The sequence below is a fragment of the Pseudomonas sp. TH41 genome (assembly GCF_016650695.1).
In the GTDB taxonomy this organism is placed as follows: domain Bacteria; phylum Pseudomonadota; class Gammaproteobacteria; order Pseudomonadales; family Pseudomonadaceae; genus Aquipseudomonas.
Genome location: NZ_JAEKFH010000001.1, coordinates 258,429 through 280,471, shown reverse-complemented (window position 1 = coordinate 280,471; position 22,043 = coordinate 258,429). Strand labels below are relative to the sequence as shown.

Sequence of the window (22,043 nt, the reverse complement as noted above, 5' to 3'; positions counted from 1 at the left end):
CCACCTCAACCTGTCGTGCAGGTTGGGGTGGTCTTGGGAGATTGAGCCCCACTCGGCACTAGTGTTTTTTACGGTAGGCCATTGAGTCATCTATACGCTTGAGTATGTAGTCTCCCGCGGCTACCGGCTCATACAGGCTCTGCGTCCGGTCGATACCCAGATCGCAAGGGTCGACTCTGGCGCTGTAAGTCGGGTCGTAGAACGTCGCAATGGAGTAGCGCTCATGGCCTGAAGCGTTGATCACCCGGTGCAGAGTCGAACGAAAACGATCGTTGGACCAATGCGCCAACAAGTCTCCGACGTTCACCACCAGGCTGCCCGGAATCGGCGTGGCCTCGATCCAGCGATTGGAGCCCAACTCGCGCACCTGTAAACCACCGCTGTTGTCTTGATACAGCAACGTTATGCAGCCGTAATCCGTATGAGGCGCTACCCCAAACTGATCAGCCTCGGCTTGCGGCGGTTGCGGTGGGTAATAGACCATCTGCGTGCGCTGCAATGGCTTGGTGTACTTATCCGTGAAGAAACCTTCTTCGATGCCCAGCCCAACGGCCACCGCCCTCAGCAGATCCGCTCCGGCCTTTGCAATTTCCGCATAGTACTCAGTGAGCGCATCTCGCAGCTGCGGCATGAAGGCTGGCCACTGGTTCGGTCCACGCAGCGCCTCACCGGCGAGTACACAAGGATCATCCTCCGTTAGCTCCAGGCCAATACTGAAGAACTCCTTGTGATCAGGTTTAGTAGCGCCATACATGGTCGCACCGCCCAGCGCATGCCAGCCTCGGTGCCGCGTATTCACGGCCACCTGGCGTTTGACCTCGGTCGGGTAGGCAAAGAACTGCGTGGCTGCCGACATGGCTGTGTCGATCACCGTTTGCGGCACACCGTGATTGATGATGTAGAAGAAGCCGGTTTCGCTACAGGCTTTTCGGATGGCGTCACCGGCTCGACGAATACTCGCCTGATCACCTTCGCGGACACCGGACATATCGATCAACGGCAGATTGATGCTAGAGATCATGCTCACTCCTGAGTACGTCGTGCATACAGCAGCGGGATGAAGGTTTCGCCAGCGAATGACGAACCGGTATATACAGGTCAAAGCATTTACTGTGCCGCCCAACCAGGCACTCACTTGCAAGCCTCGGACTAAAGCGAATACCCCTTTTCAATCTCGATATACAACCGAAAACAATCTGTTACCCAGTGGTTTCCCTTCGCCCCAGCAGGGGGCAGAGTGAGCGAACCTGGTGCAACCTTTGGTTACAGCATTGAACAAGGTGCCGCCCTTGCTTGATTTCTTCTCTTGGACAAACCGGGTCTGGAACGCTACTCAGCGACCGAAACCAGAATTCTGGCCTGCATTTTGCTCTACCTGTATATACAGGAGCATATAGCTACTCTACTTCCCACCACCTGACCTCAGGACACTCTCAATGTACGCATCGCTGCAGCTCAAACCCGGTCAACTCACCCTCGATCAATTGCGCGCCATTTACCAGTTGCAAAGCCCTTTCGAACTGGACCCGGCTGCACGCGATGTGGTCGATGCGAGTACTCGTACGGTAGACGACATTATCGCCAACCAACGCACGGTGTATGGCATCAACACGGGTTTCGGCCTGCTGGCACGGACCTCTATCGCCACCGAATCGCTGGCCAAGCTGCAACGTAACCTGCTGCTGTCGCACTGCACTGGCACCGGCCCGTTACTCGATGACGCCAGTGTCGGCCTGATCATGGCGCTCAAGGTCGGCTCCCTTGCCCGTGGCTTTTCCGGGATCCGCTGGGAAGTCATTCAGGCCCTGAGCAAGCTCTATGCCGCCAGGGTTTATCCGTGCATACCGTCGCAAGGGTCCGTCGGCGCTTCGGGCGATCTGGCGCCGTTGGCGCATATGTCCGCCGTGCTGATCGGCGTCGGCCGGGTGCGTCATGAAGGTCGTGAAATGGATGCCGTCGAAGGCCTGGCGATTGCCGGCCTGGAGCCGATGGTGCTGGGTCCGAAGGAAGGTCTGGCGCTGATCAATGGCACTCAGGTTTCAACGGCGCTGGCCTTGCGTGGCCTGTTCGCCTGCGAAAAGCTGTTCAGCGCTGCGGTAGTCGCCGGCAGCCTGAGCGTTGAAGCACTGAAAGGCTCAGACGTACCGTTTGACCCACGGATCCAGGCGGTTCGCGGACAACCGGGGCAAATCGACGTGGCATTGTTCTACCGCGAACTGCTGGCCACGAGCGAGATTCGTGAATCCCATCGCGACTGCGACCGGGTGCAAGACCCGTATTCGCTGCGCTGCCAGCCGCAGGTCATGGGTGCCTGCCTGGATCACATGCGTTTCGCCGCCGGGGTGTTTCTGCGTGAAGCCAACGCCGTTTCGGATAACCCGTTGGTGTTCTGTGCCGACGGGGACGTGCTCTCCGGCGGCAACTTCCACGCCGAACCGGTCGCCATGGCCGCCGATGTACTGGCCTTGGCCATTTCCGAAATTGGTGCCTTGTCAGAGCGCAGGATCGCCCAACTGGTTGATCCGGCACTCTCGGGTCTGCCGGCCTTTCTGGTGCGCGAAGGCGGGTTGAACTCTGGCTTCATGATCGCTCAGGTCACCGCGGCCGCCCTCGCTTCGGAGAACAAGACCCTCGCCCATCCAGCCTCGGTGGATAGCCTGCCGACATCGGCCAACCAGGAAGACCACGTCTCAATGGCGACCTTTGCGGCACGTCGTTTGCTGGACATGGCCGGTAACAGCAGCGCCGTCGTCGCCATCGAACTGCTGGGTGCCGCTCAAGGGGTGGACTTGCATGCGCCTTTGCAGACCTCGGAAAAACTCGGCGAAGTGCTGACGATGATTCGCCGCGAAGTCGCGCATTACGATGAAGACCGCTACTTCGCACCCGACATCGCCGCCGCACGGGCCTGGGTCGAAAACGCGGCGTTCACTCGCTGGTTGCCTGCCGAACGTCTATACGCCTGATGTGTACACCCCCGGCTCTGTACACCTGAGCCGAACCCGTTCGCTGCAGCGCTGCTGCGGCGAACACTTATTCTTTCGTAGCCGATGGGAAGTGCCATGCGTCGCTATTACTCAGGCCCCGATTTTCGTCGAGCACAGAGCATTGCCGAATTAGCGGCGATGGCCCGTCAACGCTTGCCGCATTTCGCCTGGGAATACCTGGAGGGCGGTGCCGAGGAAGAACTGACCTTGCGCCGCAACCGTCAGGGCTTTGCGGATATCGCCCTGCTGCCCCGGACCCTGGTGCCCTGCTGCGTGACGCAACCCCAGCGCTCACTGTTTGGCCGAGACCTGACGCTGCCCATCGCCATCGGCCCCACCGGCTACAACGCCATGCTCTATCGCGATGCCGATATTCACCTGGCCCGGGCCGCTACGGAGCTCGGCCTGCCCTTCACCCTGAGCACCGTCTCCACCAGTTCCCTGGAACAAGTGGTGGCGGCAGTGCCTGAGGTGAATCTCTGGTTCCAGCTGTATTGCCTGCGCGATCCCAAGGTCCAGGAAGACCTGTTGCTACGCGCCAGCGCCGTGGGCTGCACGACCTTGTTGTTGACCAGCGATGCCGTGCTGCTGGGCAATCGGGAGTGGGATAAACGCAACTTTGTCCGCCCCCGGCAACTGAGCCTGCGCAACAAGCTCGACGTGTTGAATCATCCACGCTGGATGGCCCAGGCGCTGTGGCCCCATGGCCTGCCGAACCTGGGCAACATCGAACGTTATCTGCCCCCCGAGCAACGCAACATCGAAGGTGCCGCCCATTTCATCGGCAGCCAGATGGACACCGGGCTCGACTGGGATGCCCTCGCCCGACTGCGCGACCGCTGGCCACAACGGCTGCTGCTCAAAGGCGTGTTGCACCCGGCCGATGCCGAGAAAGCCGTTGCGCTGGGCCTCGATGGGTTGGTCGTGAGCAACCACGGCGGTCGGCAACTGGACGGCGTTCCCGCCAGCATCGACTGCCTGCCGGCGATTGCCGCCGTAGCCAAGGGCAAGCTGACACTGCTGCTCGACAGCGGCGTGCGCCGTGGCACCGACATTCTCAAAGCCTGCGCCCTCGGTGCCGATGCAGTTTTGCTCGGGCGCGCTACTTTGTATGGAGTGGCTGTCGGTGGCCAAGCGGGTGCCCGCCATGCTCTCGACCTGCTCGCACAAGAGTTACGTTTAGCCCTGTCATTACTCGGTACGCCGGACCTGAACCAGCTCGACTGTCGCCAACTGTGCGCGATGCCTTCCACTTCCCTCACCGTGAGTTGAACCGATGAACGATCTGCAACAAACCCTGGAACAGTTGCGCCAAGCACTGGGTGATGCCGCGGTGGTGACCGGTGCCGACATCAGTCAACGGCATTACAGCGACTGGACCGGCCACGCACCGGCCTGCCCTGCCGCGCTATTGCTGCCGCGCACCACCGAGCAGGTCGCGAGTGCCTTGCGCATCTGCCACAACGCACAGCAATCGGTGGTCCCCCAAGGCGGGATGACTGGCCTGGCGGGTGGCGCAGTGCCTCGTGAGACGGACATTGCCCTGTCCCTTGAGCGCCTGCGCGGCATCGAAGAAATCGACCCGGCGGCGGCGACCATCAGCGTCTGGGCCGGCACCACCCTGGAGGAAATCCAGCAAGCGGCGATCGAGGCCGGTTTTCTGTTCCCGCTGGATCTCGGCGCTCGGGGTTCATGCCAGATTGGCGGCAACATCGCCACCAATGCGGGCGGCAATGCGGTGATCCGCTACGGCATGACCCGCGATCTGGTACTCGGGCTGGAGGTGGTCCTGGCCGATGGCCGGGTGCTCAACCTGCTCAACAAAATGATCAAGAACAACTGCGGTTATGACCTGAAACAGTGCTTCATCGGCAGCGAAGGCACCCTTGGGGTGATTACCCGTGCGGTATTGAAACTGGCCCCGACACCGGGCGAAACCACCACATTGCTCTGCGCCCTGCCCGATTATGCCAGTGCGGTCAGCCTGCTGCGCCGGGTGCAGCGCAGCGTCGGTACTCCGCAAGCTTATGAACTGATGTGGCAAGACTTCTTCCGCCTGGGCGTTTCCTGGCTGGAAAACCCGAGCGCGCCTATGTCGCTGGATCATCCGCTGTATGTGCTGCTCGAGTCCGCCAGCCCTCGGGAGCTACTTGAACAAACGCTGGAAGAGGCCTTTGCCGCCAATGAAGTGGTCGATGCGGTATTGGCCAGTTCCCAGACCCAGGCCCGGGCACTCTGGAAAATCCGTGAAGCGACCGGCGAATTTCCCCAACGCATGACCCCGTTGAATTTCGACGTCAGCCTGCCCATCGGCTTGATCGGCGACTTCGCCGAACGCTGTCGCCAGCGTCTGGAGCAGCGCTGGCCGGGCAACCGCAGCGTGTATTTCGGACACATCGGTGACAGCAACCTGCACCTGACTGTCGACTGCGCTTCCTTGCCCCAGCCCGCCCCCATCCTTGAAGTCGAGGAACTGGTCTATAGCGCGGTCGGCGAACTGGGCGGCTCGGTCTCCGCCGAACATGGCATCGGCCTGCTCAAGCGCGAGTTTCTCCATCACTCGGTCAGCCTCGAGGCTCGCCAGGCCATGCAGCAACTCAAGGATTGCTTCGACCCCAAGGGCATTCTCAATCCGGGAAAAATCCTCGGCTGAGTACCCGTTCAAGCTGTATATACCGCCATGGCACGTTAACTGCTGTAGCGCTAATGAATCACCCGCAACACATAACTAGAACCAACACACACCATAAGCCTCACTGCATCTGATGAAGGAGTTACACCATGCAACTCGATTCTCTGTTCAGTAAAAAATTCAATGGCCTGTGTATCGCTTTGGCCCTGGCTGGCGCCTGTATGGCCGCCCAGGCTGATCAACTTGCCGATGTGAAAAAGGCCGGTGAACTGGTGGTGGGCACCGAACTGCAATTTGCGCCTTTCGACTTCACCGAGAACGGAAAACAGAAAGGCTTGAACTCGGAGCTGTTCGAGCAGTTGGGCAAAGAGTTGGGGGTCAAGGTCAGGTTCATGGACCTGCCATGGCCAAGCGTATTGCCGGGGCTGGAAGCGAAGAAATTCGACGTGGTTGCAGGTCCTATCATCGTCACCAAGGCGCGTAAGGAGCGTTACCACTTCGTGATGCCGATCGCCGAGGCGACGGTAGCGTTGCTGGTCAGCGCCAAGGATAGCCCCATCAATAAACCTGAAGACATCGCCGGCCAGGCCGTGGGCGCAGGCAAAGGCTCGGCGCAGCTCGAAGAGCTGAAAACCTTCGCCGCCACCCTGCCGAAAAAAGTCGATGTGCGTGAATACATCGATAACAACCAGGCCTACGCCGAGCTGGGTACCAAACGCATCGTTGCGGTCGCTAACTCCTTGCCGAACATTTCCTATGTGGCCGCCCAGCACCCAGACAAGTACAAAGTGGTGATGCCTCCGTTCGGCAAAAAGTCCTACTTCGCCTACCTGGGGCGCAAGGATGACGACGCCAACAGCCTGATCGCCGCCCTCGATTCCGCGATGCTGAAAATGCACGAAGACGGTCGTCTCGCCGCCCTGCAAAAGAAATGGCTGGGGGCCGAAATGGACGTGCCAAAAGCTGACTTCGACCCTACCTGGTAAACCAGGCTTGCGGGTTCGATGAACGGATCGCCGGCTCAGCCGAGCCGGTGATTTATCCATGCTGGAGGCACGACGATGTTCGATTGGCCTTTACTACTACAAAACCTGCCCCTGCTGCTCGACAGTCTGCTGGTGACCCTGGAGATTTCCGTCGCGGCACTGGCCATTGGCTTTGTCATCGGTGTAATCGTCGGCAGCCTGCGTCTGTCGCCCCTGCCATTGCTCAGACGTCTGGGTGGCGCCTATATATTCGTGTTCCGCGGCATTCCACTGCTGGTGCAATTGCTGTTCATCTATTACTTCCTGCCGCGTATCGGCCTGCCCAACGTGTCGCCCATGGTGGCGGCGGTCATTGGCCTGTCGCTGGCGGCAGGCGCCTATATCGCTGAAATCATGCGCGGTGGCTTTCTCGCCATTCCCGGCGGCCAACTGGAAGCCGCCGGCCTGCTGGGCCTGAGCTCAGGACAAATGCTGGTGCGCATTCGTGTCCCTCAAGCCGTGCGCCTGACCCTGCCGGCACTGGTCAATGAAATGATCCTGCTGATCAAGGCGTCGTCGCTGGTCTCAGTGGTGGGGCTGGCCGACCTGACCCGCACGGCGCAGAACATCGCGGCCAGTGACTACATGTTCGTTCAGGACTACCTGATGCTGGCGGGCTTCTATTGCCTGATCAACATCCCGCTGGCGTTCTTCGGCGGCCTGCTGGAACGCCATCTGAAGGAGCGCACCGCATGATCTTTGACCCCACGATCATCACCGATCACCTGGCAGATATCGGCCAAGGCTTCATGGTCACCCTCGGTACCTGGTCCGCCGGGGTCACGCTGGGTCTACTGTTGGGCCTGTTGATCGCCGTTGCGCAACTGTTCGGCAACAGTCTGGTGCGCGCGCCGTTGCGGGCGTTCATCGAGATGATTCGAAGTACGCCGTTTCTGGTCCAGTTGTTCCTGGTGTATTACGGCGGCCCGTCTTTTGGGTTGAGCCTGGACCCCATTCCGGCCGGTATTCTCGGCTTGGGCATTTATGGCAGCGTCTATTTCGCGGAAATTTTCCGTACCGGTTTTGAGTCCGTCGCCCGAGGACAACTGGAAGCCGCCGACTGCCTGGGCATCAGCCGCCTGCAATGCATCGTGCGCATTCAGATTCCGCAAATGCTGGTGATCATCCTGCCGGCGCTGGTCAATCTGGTCACCATCCTGTGTAAGGAAACCGCCGTGTTGTCGATCATCACCATCCCTGAACTGACCATGGTCCTGACCGGCATTGGCTCGGAAACCTTCGCCTTCGTGGAAACCCTGCTGGTGCTGTGCATCGGCTACCTGCTGCTGGTGGAAGCCTGCTCACGGTTGGGCATGTTGCTGGAAGTGCGCGTCGGGCGTTTCATGCAGAAGCAGCCGCGATGAAAGGCCTCCATTCTGCCGCCGTGGACCTGCGCGCGAAGTCAGTCCCTTCGACGCCAACAGCCCCGCCACACTCATCCGTATTGAAACAATCAGGTGAAGCGATGAAGACTTCCAAGCCACTCTCCGACAACAGCGAGCCGATGCTGAAACTGCACAACGTCGGCAAGAGCTTCGGCAACCTGCGTGTACTCAAGGGTATCGATTTGCAGGTCCGGCATTCTGAAGTGGTGTGCCTGATTGGCCCCTCCGGCTCAGGCAAAAGCACCCTGCTGCGCAGCATGGCGTTCCTTGAGGAATACGACGAGGGTGAGATTTATATCGAAGGCCAGTTACTTGGCTGGGTGCCGGAAAACGGCAAGGGCCGCAAGCGCGCGGCGCAGTCGCAAATCAATCTGGTGCGGCGCAATGTCGGCATGGTCTTCCAGCAGTTCAACCTGTGGCCGCACATGACCGCCCTCGGCAATGTGAGTGAAGCCTTGCTGCGCGTGCGCAAGCTGTCTGCCGATGACGCTCGTCAACGGGCCATGGCGATGCTCGATAAAGTCGGGTTGGCTCACAAGGGCGCGGCCTATCCGGCGCAGCTGTCGGGTGGTCAGCAACAGCGCGTGGCGATCGCCCGAGCGCTGGCAATGGAACCGCACATCATGCTGTTCGACGAACCCACTTCTGCCCTCGACCCGGAACTCGTCGGCGAAGTGCTGCAGGTCATGAAAACCCTGGCCAAGGAAGGCATGACCATGGTGGTGGTCACCCATGAAATGGGCTTCGCCGCCCAGGTTGCCGATTCGGTGGTGTTTCTCGATCAGGGTCAGGTGGTCGCTCAAGGCACGCCCCACGAAATCTTTCACAACGCCGAACAGCCGCGCCTGCAGCAATTCTTGCAGAACTACCTGGATCGCAATGCCTTCTGGCAAGACACCAAAGAGGTCAGCCCTGTATGAATGCCAACGATCTGAATCTGTTAGCCCGAGCCGAAGTACGTGACCTGGCCAGCTACAACGCCGGCCTCGGTTCGGATGCGGTGCGCAAGCGCTTCGGTCTGACCCGCGTGGCCAAACTGGGCAGCAATGAAAACCCGATGGGCCCGGCACCCGCCGTTACCGCCGCAATGGCCCGGGCTTGCAGTGAAATTGCGCTGTACCCCGATGCCGGTTGCCAGGCATTACGCGCCGCACTGTCGAAAAAACTCGACGTACCGGAAGATCACTTGGTGTTCGGCAATGGCTCGGAAGATTTGCTGAGCGTCATCAGCCGGGTGTTTTTGGACCACGACGATGAAGTCGTCACCGTGGTGCCGTCCTTCGGCTTGCACTTTATCTACCCCATGGCAGCCGGTGCCCGGGTGGTAGGCGTACCCATGACCGCCGAAGGCACCTTCGACGTGGCGGCGATGGTCGCCGCACTCACGCCACACACGCGCCTGCTGATGTTTTCCTGCCCGTCCAATCCGGTGGGCTGCACCCTGAGCGCCGACGAGTTGCAGCAGGTGCTCGACGCATTGCCCGCGCAATGTTTGCTGGTGTTCGATGAGGCCTATTATGAATACGCCCGACAGGAGGCCGACTATCCGGATTGCCTGGGCTTGATTCAGGCCTGCGGCAAACCGTTTGTCCTGCTGCGAACCTTCTCCAAGGCTTATTCCCTGGCGGGTTTGCGCGTTGGCTACGGTATCGTCAGCGATCCGCTGCTGGCCGATCTGATCAACCGTCTGCGCACACCCTTCAACGTTAACCGCGTGGCCCAGGCCGCGGCGGTTGCGGCGCTGGCCGACGATGAACATCTGCAAGCCTGCCTGTCCCATGTCGCCAGCGAACGCCGGCGGCTGGTGGTCGCGCTGCAGGAACAAGGCATCCGGACCGCACCCTCCATGACCAATTTCCTGTACTTCAGCACCCCTTATCCTGCCGAAATTATCAATCAGGCACTGCTACGTGAGGGGGTGATCATCAAGCCCTGGCGCGAAGCCGGATACGCTCGGCACTTGCGGGTATCCATCGGAAGCTGTGACGATAACGACCTTTTCCTCCAAGCCCTGGCAAGCGTCCTTGCCGTACAAGAGACACGGACCGACTAATGATTAAAAATGCACCGCAAGCGCTCTATCGGCGCGCGAAGGATTTTGTGCAAGGCCAGCTTCGCGCGGGCGTTTGGAAACCCGGCGACCTGATCCCTTCAGAGAACCGTTTGGTGCAGGAACTGGGCATGTCGCGCATGACCGTCAACCGGGCATTGCGCGAGCTTACCGAAGAAGGCCATTTGGTGCGGATCTCGGGCGTAGGTACCTTCGTGGCCGAAAGCAAACCACAATCGAACCTGCTGCGAATCACCAACATTGCCGACGAAATCCTCGCTCGGGGTCACAGTTACACCTGCCGCGTCCTGCACCTGGGACGCGAGGCGGCCTCAATGCCGGTAGCCTCCGCCCTGTCGCTGGCCACCGGCTCTTCGGTTTTTCATCTGGTCTGTGTGCATTGCGAAGAAGGCGTACCGGTGCAGCTGGAGGATCGTTACGTCAATCCCGAACTGGTGCCGGAATTTCTGCAGCAAGATTTTGGCGAGCACCTGCAATCGGCCAGGTACCTGTTGCAGGTCATCAGGCCCGATGAAATGGAACATATCGTCGAAGCCAGCCACCCCAGCAGCGATGAAAGCAAACACATGCAAATCGATGCCAATGAACCCTGCCTGGTCCTCATGCGCCGGACCTGGAGCCAGGGCAAAATCGTCACCTATGTCCGCCTGATCCATCCCTCCTCACGCTATCGCCTGGGCAGTCGCCTGCCGGTGAATGGCGCGCACAGAGACAGCTGAGGCTCGCCGAAAAATTCACCCGTTTAACGTAATGCCAGTCTAAGAAAATCTCACGCGAAACACGCGTCCTGTAGCAGCTGGCGAAGCCTGCGTTCGGCGGCGCAGCCGTCGTGAAATCAGGCGATGCGGTGTTTCAGGAAGACCTCGTGCACAGGTTTTACGACTGCTGCGCAGCCGAACGCAGGCTTCGCCAGCTGCTACAGATCGCGGACAGGCATTACCCGTTTAACGCGCTTGTTTAATGACGCTCTGTGTTACCTCCTGAGAGCTACAACACCTTGCGTCATTGCCTACGGTTAAGACAGAATCCGCCGGCTTGTGCGCCTTGACCCCGACCTCTACTGTTTCCCTGTCGCTGAACATCAGTGATCGGGTTTGGTAGCCCGGTTTCGTATCATGGCGCATGGCGTCACCTATTATGGTGGCCATGCGCGGGGCCCTTTCGAGGGCGCCGGGTTCTGATACGACCGGTCTACCAACCCGCGTATGGCCGCCACCCTTCGTTTGGTAGCGAGTGTGATGGCTCTTCTTAAAATAAACTCGTATCAGGAGTTTGATTTATGTTCAAAGTTACACCCAATCCGCCGGACACCGATCCGGCATCGCCGTACGAAGGCCTCGGTTCAAACAAACTCAACGACGCTGCCGAGCGCGCCCTCGATTTCCATTTCCCCTCTGCCGCCGACATTAAAGCGACTCCCCGCACGCCCGACTCCATGTTCATCGTCAACCCGGAACTCAGTATCGAAACCCTGCTGGCCCACGCATGCGAGTCACTGGCATCAGCCAATGTCATGACCATGGATTTGGCGGACCATACCGAGGGACCAGGTCGCAACACCCTGTTGGGCATTGCGCAAGTCATCATGCTGGGTGAGCTCGCGGTGAACCGAGCGCTGGACCAACTCGACCCACCTTAGTCGTCACTCTGCCTTTGTGGCGAAGGGGCTTGTCGGAATGCCGCACCGCCCCGTTCGGCTGCGCAGCAGTCGCAAAACCGGGAAACGCAAGGCACCGGTTTTGCGACTGCTTTTAAGCGAGTGAAAGACGGCTTACTGATGCAGGATAAAAGTCGCCAGGGTTTGCAGGTCATCCGGGCTTAATTGCGCGTAAGGCGGCATTGGGATTTCCCCCCATTTACCGGTCCCGCCGCTCTGAATACTGGACGTTACCCTGGTCAGTGCCTGCGGATCATTTCCATACTTGGCAGCCACCTCGTGATAGGCCGGGCCTACCACCTTATGATCGATCGCGTGGCAGGACAGGCAGCCGTTGTTCTGGAGCAAGGTCATGGCGTCGACTTTTGCTACCGGCGCTGCCGGGGGCTGGCCCGCCGCCGGGTTCGAGGCAGCCTGCACATCGGCATCGCTGGCATGGGCACTGCCGTAGGTCGCCGCCAGGTAGGCGCCGATAATGTTCACGTCCTGATCGTTGATCGGAGCACCGTACACGTGCTGCATCTTGCTCGCCTCGCCAGTCCACTGCACCAGGCTCATGCCAGGGGGCTGGAAGTTGATGTAATCGGCAGAATGGCAGGTGGAACACTTCTGCTGAGCCAATGGGTAGCCAGGCAGCGCACTGGGTTTGAACACAGCCGTTTCGGGCGGCAACGTGATCGATAGGGGCGCTGCGCTAACCATGCCGGCCAAGCAAACCTGAGCCGTGCACAGCACGGTGGTCATGAATTTCATGAGTGTCATGCGGCCCTCCTCAGGCAACGATCACGTGGCTGGTTTCTACGACGTGGCGGCGGTAGCCACCGGGGTTCCAGTCGGCTTGCAGCGGTTGCGTCTCGCCCGCACTGTTACTGGCTCGCACCATCAACTGCGTAGCACCCTTGCTGGTAAAGGTGATGGCCAGCGTCCACTCACGGAAGGAGAAACGGCCCAGATCCTGCCCCAGCCTGGCTTCGCGCCAGGTTTTACCGCCGTCGATCGAAATGTCCACCTTGTTGACCCCTGCGCCGCCGTCGAACGCTATGCCCTTGAGCACCACGCTTTTTTTCAGCGGCAATACATCACCGTGTTTAAGGCTGGTGATGAAGCTGCGCACCGGCAACTTGGAAATCGGCTGAGTCTGCGCGGCAGTGGTGCCAGGGGCGATGCAGAAACAATCGTTGTCCGGAACCCGGTAGCCTTTAGCCATGAAGAAACCGTCATAGGTGTGGTCGACGACTTCGATCTCACTCAGGTGCTTGACCCAATACGTGCCGAAATAGCCTGGCACCACCAGACGTATCGGGTAACCGTTGAGGAATGGCAAATCGGCACCGTTCATCGACCAGGCGATCATCGGCTCGCCATCCATGGCATGGCTGATATCCAGGGCCTTGATGAACTCCGGCGTGGTCGGCAGCACCGGCTTATCGAGCCCACGGAATGTCACTTGTCTGGCGTCGGCCTTCACCCCCGCCTTTTCCAATACTGCCTTGAGCGGTACCCCCACCCAACGGGCATTGCCCATTGATCCATTGCCCAACTGAGCGCCGAACACCCGCGGCATCGAAAAACCACGGCTATTACCCGAACACTGATTGACGGCCACCACCTCTACCGGTTCGGCGAGGGTCTTGAGTTCTGCAAGGGACAATGACAGCGGGGTGTTGACCGAGCCCTTGATCGTCAAACGGTAGTTGTCCGGATCGATGCTGGTCGGGAAATTGGCCAGGTGGTAACGCACGAAAAAGGCGTCATTGGGCGTGATAGGCCCTTGATTGAAGACAGAGAATGGCGTCTCCAGATGCGGTGGGCGAGTGGTCACCAGGGTCAATGGTCGTTTTTGCGGGTATTGCACCAGCGGCCGCGGGCCAGCAGCAAAAGTCACGTCTTCGGCATTTTCGTCGGCCGCCCTGGCGAGGCTTGCCAACGGAGAGGACGCCAAGGCCAGGGTGAAGGCATCGCGTAGAACACGCCGACGGCTCGGCTTGCTGTTATCTACAAAACTGAACTTCATTCTGCACTCTCTATGTTTGTTTTATTGAGATGCAACGGACAACCTCCCGTCAGGGCAGAGAGGCATTGGGCTTAATCTGTCAGGGGTTTCGCTTAACGGTTCGACGTCAATGAGCAAACCAGTATCGTGATGCGTAAGTCGGCTGCTTTTCATTAAGCGTCAATTACTTAGCATTTGATGCCAGCGACTGCTGCACGTGCGTTATCGCTAGCCCGTCATTAAAACAATGCCTTCAAAGCGTCTCATCAGACGACAGCGACTTTCCATTTCATGGCAAACGACACACCGCCTTCCTCACCGCTCCCAAAACACTGAGGACATTGCTACTCGCAAAGAGTAGCAGATCAGCCCCAAAAAAGTGTCAACAATAGTATTGATAAAGGCGATGGATACCATTAGATTCCACGCAAACAACGTCAATGTGTCGACAATCAATCGACACAGGACGCCAGAACCGCTTTCGTAGGAGCCGATTCACTTTTCGACCGTGCGGGTGGTCACCCTCCACGGCCGAACAGAGCGGCGCCTACTTTTTTCTCATAACACCGCTCCAGCGATTCATCTCACCCCGGCGCACTTAGCGAAGTGCGCAAATGACAGGAGATCCCTCCGTGCTAAAAGCTTATGCCCGACACGTCCATGCACGCGCCGAGGAAGGCCTGCCGCCACTCGCGCTTAACGCCGAACAAACTGCAGGCCTGGTCGAACTGCTGAAAAATCCCCCGGCTGGCGAAGAGGCCTTACTCGTCGACCTGTTCACCCACCGCGTTCCGTCGGGTGTGGACGAAGCCGCTTACGTCAAGGCCGGCTTCCTTTCTGCCGTGTGCACAGGGGAAGCCACGACCCCGCTGATCGACAAAAAGCGCGCCGTCGAGCTGCTGGGCACCATGTTGGGCGGTTACAACATCGTCACCCTGGTTAACCTGCTGGACGACGCCGAGCTGGCCAGCATTGCCGCCGAACAGCTCAAGCACACCCTGCTGATGTTCGATGCGTTCCACGATGTGGCCGAGAAAGCCAAGGCGGGCAATGTCTACGCCAAGGCTGTCGTGCAGTCATGGGCTGATGCCGAGTGGTTCACCAGCAAACCGGCAATCGCCGACAAGTACACCCTGACCGTGTTCAAGGTTGCGGGTGAGACCAACACCGATGACCTGTCCCCTGCCCCGGACGCCTGGTCCCGTCCAGACATCCCGCTGCATGCCCTGGCCATGCTGAAAATGGCCCGTGACGGCATCGTGCCTGAGCAACCGGGCGTCATCGGCCCACTCAAGCAAATCGAAGCGGTGAAAGCCAAGGGCTTCCCGGTGGCCTATGTCGGTGACGTGGTCGGCACCGGTTCTTCGCGCAAATCGGCGACTAACTCGGTGCTGTGGTTCTTCGGTGACGACATTCCTTACGTGCCGAACAAGCGCGCCGGCGGCTTCTGCTTCGGTGGCAAGATCGCGCCGATCTTCTACAACACCATGGAAGATGCCGGCGCCCTGCCGATCGAGTTCGATGTATCGAGCCTGAACATGGGCGACGTGATCGACCTGTACCCACATGCCGGTAAAGTCTGCAAACACGGTACCGACGAAGTCCTGACCACCTTCGAAATGAAGACCCCAGTGCTGTTGGACGAAGTCCGTGCTGGCGGTCGTATCCCACTGATCATCGGCCGTGGCCTGACCGAGAAGGCGCGTACCGAGCTGGGCCTGCCAGCGTCCGAGCTGTTCCAGAAACCCGACCAGCCTGTCGACACCGGCAAGGGCTTCACCCTGGCGCAGAAAATGGTCGGCAAGGCCTGCGGCGTAGCGGGCGTTCGTCCGGGTACTTACTGCGAACCGAAGATGACCACCGTCGGTTCCCAGGACACCACCGGCCCGATGACCCGTGACGAACTGAAAGACCTGGCGTGCCTGGGCTTCTCCGCCGATCTGGTGATGCAGTCGTTCTGCCACACCGCGGCTTACCCCAAACCCGTGGACGTGACCACCCACCACACCCTGCCCGACTTCATGCGCAACCGAGGCGGGGTTTCGCTCAAGCCCGGCGACGGCATCATCCACAGCTGGCTGAACCGCATGCTGCTGCCGGACACCGTCGGTACTGGTGGTGACTCCCACACCCGTTTCCCGATGGGCATTTCGTTCCCGGCCGGTTCCGGTCTGGTCGCCTTCGCTGCCGCCACCGGCGTCATGCCGCTGGACATGCCGGAGTCGATCCTGGTGCGCTTCAAAGGCAAAATGCAACCGGGCGTCACCCTGCGCGACCTGGTGCATGCCATCCCTTACTACGGCATCAAGAACGGCCTGCTGACCGTCGAGAAGAAAGGCAAGAAGAACGCCTTCTCCGGCCGCATCCTGGAAATCGAAGGCCTGGACAACCTGAGCATCGAACAGGCTTTCGAGCTGTCCGACGCCTCGGCCGAACGTTCGGCTGCCGGTTGCACCATCAAGCTGTCGAAAGAGTCGATCACCGAGTACCTGAGCTCCAACATCACCCTGCTGCGCTGGATGATCGGCGAAGGCTACGGCGATGCGCGCACCCTGGAACGTCGTGCTCAAGCAATGGAAGCCTGGATCGCCAACCCTGAGTTGATGGTGGCCGATGCTGACGCCGAATACGCCGAAATCATCGAAATCGACCTGGCCGACATCAAGGAGCCTGTGCTCTGCGCGCCAAACGATCCGGACGACGCCCGTCTGCTGTCCAGCGTTGCTGGCGAGAAGATCGACGAAGTGTTCATCGGTTCGTGCATGACCAACATCGGTCACTTCCGCGCGGCCGGCAAGTTGCTGGAACAGGTCAAGGGTCAGCTGCCAACCCGTCTGTGGCTGTCGCCGCCGACCAAGATGGATGCTCACCAGTTGACCGAAGAAGGCTACTACGGCATCTACGGCAAGGCTGGCGCACGCATGGAAATGCCAGGCTGCTCGCTGTGCATGGGTAACCAGGCCCGTGTAGAGCCAAACTCCACCGTGGTGTCGACGTCGACCCGTAACTTCCCGAACCGTCTGGGTGACGGCGCTAACGTCTACCTGGCCTCGGCCGAGCTGGCGTCTGTTGCTTCCATCCTGGGTCGCCTGCCGACCGTCGAGGAGTACATGGAATACGCGGGCAAGATCGACAGCATGGCGGCCGATGTTTACCGCTACCTGTCCTTCGACCAGATCGCCGAGTTCCGTGAAGCCGCTGCGAACGCCAATATTCCGGTCGTTCAAGCCTAACGTTACGACGCGATAAAAAACGCCGCCCCTTTTGCGAGGGGCGGCGTTTTTTTTATATCCCTGAATTGAATATATCCCCTGTGGGAGCGAGCCTGCTCGCGAAAAACTTCAGAACAACGCGGTTATTCAGGCTACTCGCGTCATCGTTGACGACCATCGCGAGCAAGCTCGCTCCTACAGGTTAAGTGCAAGCATCCCCGGAAGACTTAAGTGCTTGCTGCACCGCACCGTCGAAACTCAAACCACTGAGAATCACCTGCCCCAGCTCCTGCCCCGGCAACAGCGCATCCCGCCTCTCAATCCCTGAATTGAGTCAACTGCTGGTTCAACGAGCCAGCCTGGTCGCGCAATTGCAGCGACTGATCGAGCAAACTGCGGATCGCGTGATCGTTCTGCTCGGAGATGCGGCTGACACCCTGGATAGCGACGGACAGTTGTTCACCCGTTGCGGCCTGACTTTGCGTCTGGCGCGCCACTTCGCTGATGCGCGTGAGAATGTCCTGGGCGTGTTGGCGGATTTGATCGACGCCTTGCGCCGAAGTCGTCAGTTGCACGACGCCTTGGCGCACGGCTTCGCCGACTTGCTGAACGTTGGCCACGGTGTTGCGCACATCGGAGCCGATGGCACCAATCATCTCGCCGATTTCCCCGGTCGAACGACTGGTGCGCTCCGCCAGTTGCCGCACTTCGTCCGCCACCACGGCAAATCCTCGCCCCTGCTCCCCGGCCCGTGCCGCTTCAATCGCCGCGTTAAGGGCGAGCAGGTTGGTCTGATCGGCGATGCTACGAATCACCGCGATGATGCCCGCGATTTGTTGTGAGCGTTTTTCCAGATCGCCCACGGCGCCTGCGACGACGTCCATGGTCTGATCGATATGGGTGATTCCCGCCAGGGTCAGGCTCATGTCGCCGGAAATGTGGGTGGTCAACACCTCGGTGTTGCGCGCCAGTTGCTCCACGTCTTCAGCTTGTTGGGACATCTCGGTCACCGAGTGCGCCAACGCCGTGACGCCACTGGCCATTTCCTCGGTGGCAGTGTGCTGCGAGGTCGCCCGTTCGGCGACGGCCTGGGTGGTATCGCTCAAGTGACTGGATATTTGCGTCAACGCCGCACTGCTGTGGCGAATCGAGCCCACCAGATCGCCCAGGCGCTGGATGAACTGATTGAACGCTCCGGCCAATTTTCCGGTTTCATCGCCACTGCGTTGTTCGAAACGCAGCCCCAATTCGCCACCCCAGGCTTGAATACCAACCGTCAAACCTGACAGTGGGCGAATCTGCCACGCCAGCAAATGCCAGAGCACAATGGACAATACCAGCAGCGCCACCAGCCCAATGACGACGGCGATATAGAGAAAATGATTGATGCCCGCCATCGCTTCCGCGAGGGGGTAGGCCACCATCAAGGCCCAGGTGTTTGGCGCATCGCCAATACGCACCGGTTGCAGCACATAACCCCAGCCATCGCGCTGGAAGTTGTAAGGCTTACCCGCCTTGATCGCGTCCTTGGCGGCGTCCGATAAGTCGTCGGCCGGCTGGCTCAAGCGCTTGGCATCAGGGTGGCTGGCGTACAAGCCATTGCTGGAAACGAGCGCGCCATAGCCTTTATAGGCATCGATTTTCGCCAGTTGGCGGTTGATGCTTTCCAGCGGAATGTCCACACCCGCTACGCCCAACGCTTTGCCACCTTGTAACAGCGGCACCATGAGGGACACCATCATGACTTTCTGGCCGCTGCCCGTGCTGTAGGCAAAGGGTTCGGACGCCCACGGTTGACGGGTGTGCAACGGCTGATAGTAATACTGGTTATCGGCGTTTTCCGGGACATAACCGGTCAATGGCTCAGACTTCACCGAGCCACTGGCACGGTTCCAGTAGGTCAAGTAACGGCCCGTGGCATCGTGATTCGGCTGGTTAACAAAATCACTGTCTTTGCCATCGAACGCGTTCGCTTCCCAATATTGCCCAAGGCCCAACAGTTTTGGATTGGCCTCAAACAATTGGCGGGTCAAGGCATCGGCGGTTTTGCGGTCGACGTGCTGTTGTTGCATCGCCGTGGCGACACTGGCCAGGGACTGGGCAACGGTAAAACCGGTACCGAGTTCAACTTCGACTTCCTTGGCATTGGCCTTGACGATCGTTTCGACCAGGGCGGATGTTTCTTTGACCGACGAGCCATAAGCGATATAGGCGATGGAGCCGAGAAGTAGCGCCATGACCACGACAGTGCCAATCAGGGATGTCCAGAACAACTTGAAGTGCAACGAGCGATTAGGCATGAGCATTCTCGAAGGGTCGATACGTCGACCAGCACGGACCACTCAAAGGTGAGAATGCAGCAGCCCTGCTGGCAGATTTCTGTAGCTGATATTGTTGTGCCACTATACCGATACGCACTTCATTGGTGCAAATCGGCCTGCCCCTTTCGTTCGGTGCGTCAAGATCAAAAGATCGCAGCCTTCGGCAGCTCCTACAGGGGAATGCGTACGCTCTGTAGGAGCTGCCGAAGGCTGCGATCTTTTGATCTTGATGTTGCTTCGGCTTCAGATCTGCTGCCCCCCGGAGCAATCCCAAACCCAATCCCCCCTGATTCAACGAGCTCCTGACGCACCATTGAACCGTTCCCCAAGCCTCTCCCCATACAAACTGTCAAACATAGCCTGGGCCGCCGCCGACAACTCATGGCCAGGCTTGGTCAGCACACCAATGGCCCGCTCCACAACCGGCTCATGCAAGGTGATGCAATGGGCACCGAGTTCTCGCATTTGCTCGGCGCACAGGGCCGGTACCACGCTGACACCGAGCCCGCTGGCGACCATGCGGCCGACCGTGGCCAGTTGATGACTTTCGAACTCCACCGGCAATTTCATTTGCCGCGCCTGTAAATGCTCTTCAAGCAGCACCCGCACTGCGGAAGGTCGTTGCAGCGTAATGAACGGCTGCTCGAGCAGCGTTTTCCAGTCAATGATCGAGAGCCCGGCCAGCACCGAATCAATGGGCACCACGGCGACAAAGCGATCGAGATACAGCGGGGTAAAGGTCAGCGATGAACCTGACGTCGGCTCGAAAGCCACACCCAGTTCCACCTGGCGATCGCGGACCATCTCCAGCACTTGCTCGTTGATCACATCGTTCACCGTGACATTGACCCTGGGGTAGCGCACGCGAAAGTTCTTGAGGATCGGCGGCAACAGGTTGCAAGAAAACGACGGTATGGCCGCCAGGGTCACGCGCCCACGTTGCAGGGTGAACAATTGCCGCAGCTCATCCTCGGCGTTGTCCCAGTCCGCGATCAGCCGGCGGGCCAAGGGCAACAGTGCCTCACCTTCCGGCGTCAGTGCCACATTGCGCGTGGTGCGGCTGAACAATCGCCCGCCGAGGCCTTCCTCCAGCGCCTTGATCGTCAGGCTCAAGGCCGACTGTGATAAGTGCAGGCGTTCGCAGGCCACGGCAAAACTGAGACTCTGGGCCACAGCGAGGAAAGCACGGATCTGTTTGACGGTCATGGGTGTGGTCTCCCGGTTAATTATTTTATTTTATCTATTAATAAACCGAAAAAATCAACTTAACAAATCAATGCCCCGGAGTAACACTCGCTGCAAACGGCTAACCCCCGCCCACAAAAAATAAAAGAGGTGCATATGGCAGGTTTCGACAAGCGCGTGAGTTCTTACGAAGAAGCTCTGGCCGGTCTCGAAGACGGCATGACCGTGATCGCCGGCGGCTTCGGCCTGTGCGGGATTCCGGAAAACCTGATCGCCGAGATCAAGCGCAAAGGCACTCGCGACCTCACCGTGGTCTCCAACAACTGCGGCGTCGACGGCTTCGGTCTCGGCGTCCTGCTGGAAGACCGGCAGATCAGCAAAGTGGTGGCCTCCTACGTCGGCGAGAACAAGCTGTTCGAAGAGCAACTGCTGAGCGGTGCAATCGAAGTGGTCCTGACCCCCCAAGGCACCCTGGCCGAGAAAATGCGCGCTGGCGGCGCCGGCATCCCGGCGTTCTTCACCGCCACCGGCGTCGGTACCCCGGTGGCCGATGGCAAGGAAGTCCGCGAATTCCATGGCCGCCAGTACCTGATGGAAGAATCCATCACCGGCGACTTCGCCATCGTCAAAGGCTGGAAAGCCGACCATTTCGGCAACGTCATCTACCGCCACACCGCGCAGAACTTCAACCCGCTGGCCGCCACCGCCGGCAAGATCACCGTGGTCGAAGTCGAAGAAATCGTCGAACCCGGCGAGCTGGACCCGGCGCAGATCCACACCCCTGGCATCTACGTCGACCGGGTCATTTGCGGCACGTTCGAAAAGCGCATCGAACAGCGCACCGTGCGTAAGTGATCCCCTGCCCCGGACCGAATGAAGGAATAATATCAATGGCACTTTCCCGCGAACAAATGGCTCAACGCGTTGCCCGCGAAATGCAGGACGGCTTTTACGTGAACCTGGGCATCGGCATCCCGACCCTGGTCGCCAACTACATTCCTGAAGGCATGGAAGTCATGCTGCAATCGGAAAACGGCCTGCTCGGCATGGGCCCCTTTCCGACTGAAGAAACCATCGATGCCGACATGATCAACGCCGGCAAGCAAACGGTGACCGCGCGTATCGGCGCGTCGATCTTTTCCTCGGCCGAGTCCTTCGCGATGATTCGCGGTGGTCATGTCGACCTGACCGTGCTCGGTGCCTTTGAGGTCGACGTGCAAGGCAACATCGCCTCGTGGATGATTCCCGGCAAGCTGGTCAAGGGCATGGGCGGCGCCATGGACCTGGTGGCCGGCGCAGACAACATCATCGTCATCATGACCCACGCCTCCAAGGACGGTGAGTCCAAGCTCCTGTCCCAGTGCAGCCTGCCGCTGACCGGCGCCGGGTGCATCAAACGCGTACTGACCGACCTGGCTTACCTGGAAATCAAAGACGGCGCGTTCATTCTGAAAGAGCGTGCGCCGGGCGTCAGCGTTGAAGAAATCGTCGCCAAGACCGCCGGTAAACTGATCGTCCCGGATCACGTCCCGGAAATGCAGTTCGCTGCTCAGTGAGGAATCATTCCATGCAAGA

Annotated in this window: 18 protein-coding genes; 13 read left to right on the top strand and 5 right to left on the bottom strand. The window is 59.5% G+C overall.

The window, feature by feature from the left end:
* Positions 1–58: 58 nt before the first annotated feature.
* Complete coding sequence (locus tag JFU37_RS01290) at positions 59–1,021, bottom strand: isopenicillin N synthase family dioxygenase (RefSeq protein ID WP_201112063.1); 963 nt, start codon at positions 1,019–1,021, stop codon at positions 59–61.
* Between the two features lie 415 nt (positions 1,022–1,436).
* Between JFU37_RS01290 and hutH the strand changes: the two genes are divergently transcribed.
* The 10 genes from hutH to JFU37_RS01240 all read left to right on the top strand — a co-directional run bounded on the left by hutH (position 1,437) and on the right by JFU37_RS01240 (position 11,739).
* A complete protein-coding gene (hutH, locus tag JFU37_RS01285; RefSeq protein WP_201112062.1) occupies positions 1,437–2,966 on the top strand; it encodes a histidine ammonia-lyase in 1,530 nt (509 codons plus the stop codon).
* A 96-nt stretch (positions 2,967–3,062) separates the two neighbouring features.
* Positions 3,063–4,259: an alpha-hydroxy acid oxidase gene (locus tag JFU37_RS01280; protein WP_201112060.1), complete on the top strand. Its 1,197-nt coding sequence runs from the start codon at positions 3,063–3,065 to the stop codon at positions 4,257–4,259.
* A gap of 4 nt (positions 4,260–4,263) precedes the next feature.
* The gene (locus JFU37_RS01275; protein ID WP_201112059.1) at positions 4,264–5,640 is read left to right on the top strand and encodes an FAD-binding oxidoreductase; all 1,377 of its coding nucleotides are present in this window, start codon (positions 4,264–4,266) and stop codon (positions 5,638–5,640) included.
* Between the two features lie 128 nt (positions 5,641–5,768).
* Positions 5,769–6,605, top strand: a complete 837-nt coding sequence (locus JFU37_RS01270) for a transporter substrate-binding domain-containing protein (protein WP_201112058.1) — start codon at positions 5,769–5,771, stop codon at positions 6,603–6,605.
* 75 nt (positions 6,606–6,680) lie between these two features.
* On the top strand, positions 6,681–7,340 hold the full coding sequence (locus JFU37_RS01265; RefSeq protein WP_090322620.1) for an amino acid ABC transporter permease: 660 nt from the start codon (positions 6,681–6,683) through the stop codon (positions 7,338–7,340).
* Positions 7,337–8,008, top strand: a complete 672-nt coding sequence (locus tag JFU37_RS01260; RefSeq protein WP_201112057.1) for an amino acid ABC transporter permease — start codon at positions 7,337–7,339, stop codon at positions 8,006–8,008. Before JFU37_RS01265 ends, JFU37_RS01260 begins: the two co-directional genes overlap by 4 nt.
* 140 nt (positions 8,009–8,148) lie before the next feature.
* Positions 8,149–8,949, top strand: coding sequence for an amino acid ABC transporter ATP-binding protein (locus JFU37_RS01255; RefSeq protein ID WP_201112636.1), 801 nt, complete (start codon positions 8,149–8,151; stop codon positions 8,947–8,949).
* On the top strand, positions 8,946–10,082 hold the full coding sequence (gene hisC, locus JFU37_RS01250; RefSeq protein WP_201112056.1) for a histidinol-phosphate transaminase: 1,137 nt from the start codon (positions 8,946–8,948) through the stop codon (positions 10,080–10,082). Before JFU37_RS01255 ends, hisC begins: the two co-directional genes overlap by 4 nt.
* Positions 10,082–10,819 carry a histidine utilization repressor gene (gene hutC, locus JFU37_RS01245; protein ID WP_201112055.1) on the top strand — a complete coding sequence of 246 codons (738 nt, stop codon included), beginning with the start codon at positions 10,082–10,084 and terminating at the stop codon, positions 10,817–10,819. Before hisC ends, hutC begins: the two co-directional genes overlap by 1 nt.
* 560 nt (positions 10,820–11,379) lie before the next feature.
* Positions 11,380–11,739, top strand: a complete 360-nt coding sequence (locus JFU37_RS01240; RefSeq protein WP_201112054.1) for a DUF6124 family protein — start codon at positions 11,380–11,382, stop codon at positions 11,737–11,739.
* A gap of 132 nt (positions 11,740–11,871) precedes the next feature.
* Here JFU37_RS01240 and sorB read toward each other — a convergent pair whose 3' ends face one another.
* On the bottom strand, positions 11,872–12,519 hold the full coding sequence (gene sorB / locus JFU37_RS01235; protein ID WP_201112053.1) for a SorB family sulfite dehydrogenase c-type cytochrome subunit: 648 nt from the start codon (positions 12,517–12,519) through the stop codon (positions 11,872–11,874).
* 10 nt (positions 12,520–12,529) lie between these two features.
* Entirely contained in the window at positions 12,530–13,771 is a 1,242-nt protein-coding gene (sorA, locus tag JFU37_RS01230) for a SorA family sulfite dehydrogenase catalytic subunit (protein ID WP_201112052.1), read from the bottom strand.
* A gap of 611 nt (positions 13,772–14,382) precedes the next feature.
* Here sorA and acnB point away from each other — a divergent pair.
* Positions 14,383–16,983: a bifunctional aconitate hydratase 2/2-methylisocitrate dehydratase gene (gene acnB, locus JFU37_RS01225; protein WP_201112051.1), complete on the top strand. Its 2,601-nt coding sequence runs from the start codon at positions 14,383–14,385 to the stop codon at positions 16,981–16,983.
* Positions 16,984–17,279: 296 nt separating this feature from the next.
* Here acnB and JFU37_RS01220 read toward each other — a convergent pair whose 3' ends face one another.
* Positions 17,280–19,262, bottom strand: coding sequence for a methyl-accepting chemotaxis protein (locus tag JFU37_RS01220; RefSeq protein WP_201112050.1), 1,983 nt, complete (start codon positions 19,260–19,262; stop codon positions 17,280–17,282).
* A gap of 312 nt (positions 19,263–19,574) precedes the next feature.
* A complete protein-coding gene (locus JFU37_RS01215; protein ID WP_201112049.1) occupies positions 19,575–20,489 on the bottom strand; it encodes a LysR family transcriptional regulator in 915 nt (304 codons plus the stop codon).
* Positions 20,490–20,624: 135 nt separating this feature from the next.
* Here JFU37_RS01215 and JFU37_RS01210 point away from each other — a divergent pair, with 135 nt between their 5' ends.
* Entirely contained in the window at positions 20,625–21,323 is a 699-nt protein-coding gene (locus JFU37_RS01210; RefSeq protein ID WP_201112048.1) for a CoA transferase subunit A, read from the top strand.
* A gap of 35 nt (positions 21,324–21,358) precedes the next feature.
* Positions 21,359–22,024: a CoA transferase subunit B gene (locus tag JFU37_RS01205; RefSeq protein WP_201112047.1), complete on the top strand. Its 666-nt coding sequence runs from the start codon at positions 21,359–21,361 to the stop codon at positions 22,022–22,024.
* Positions 22,025–22,043 lie beyond the last annotated feature (19 nt).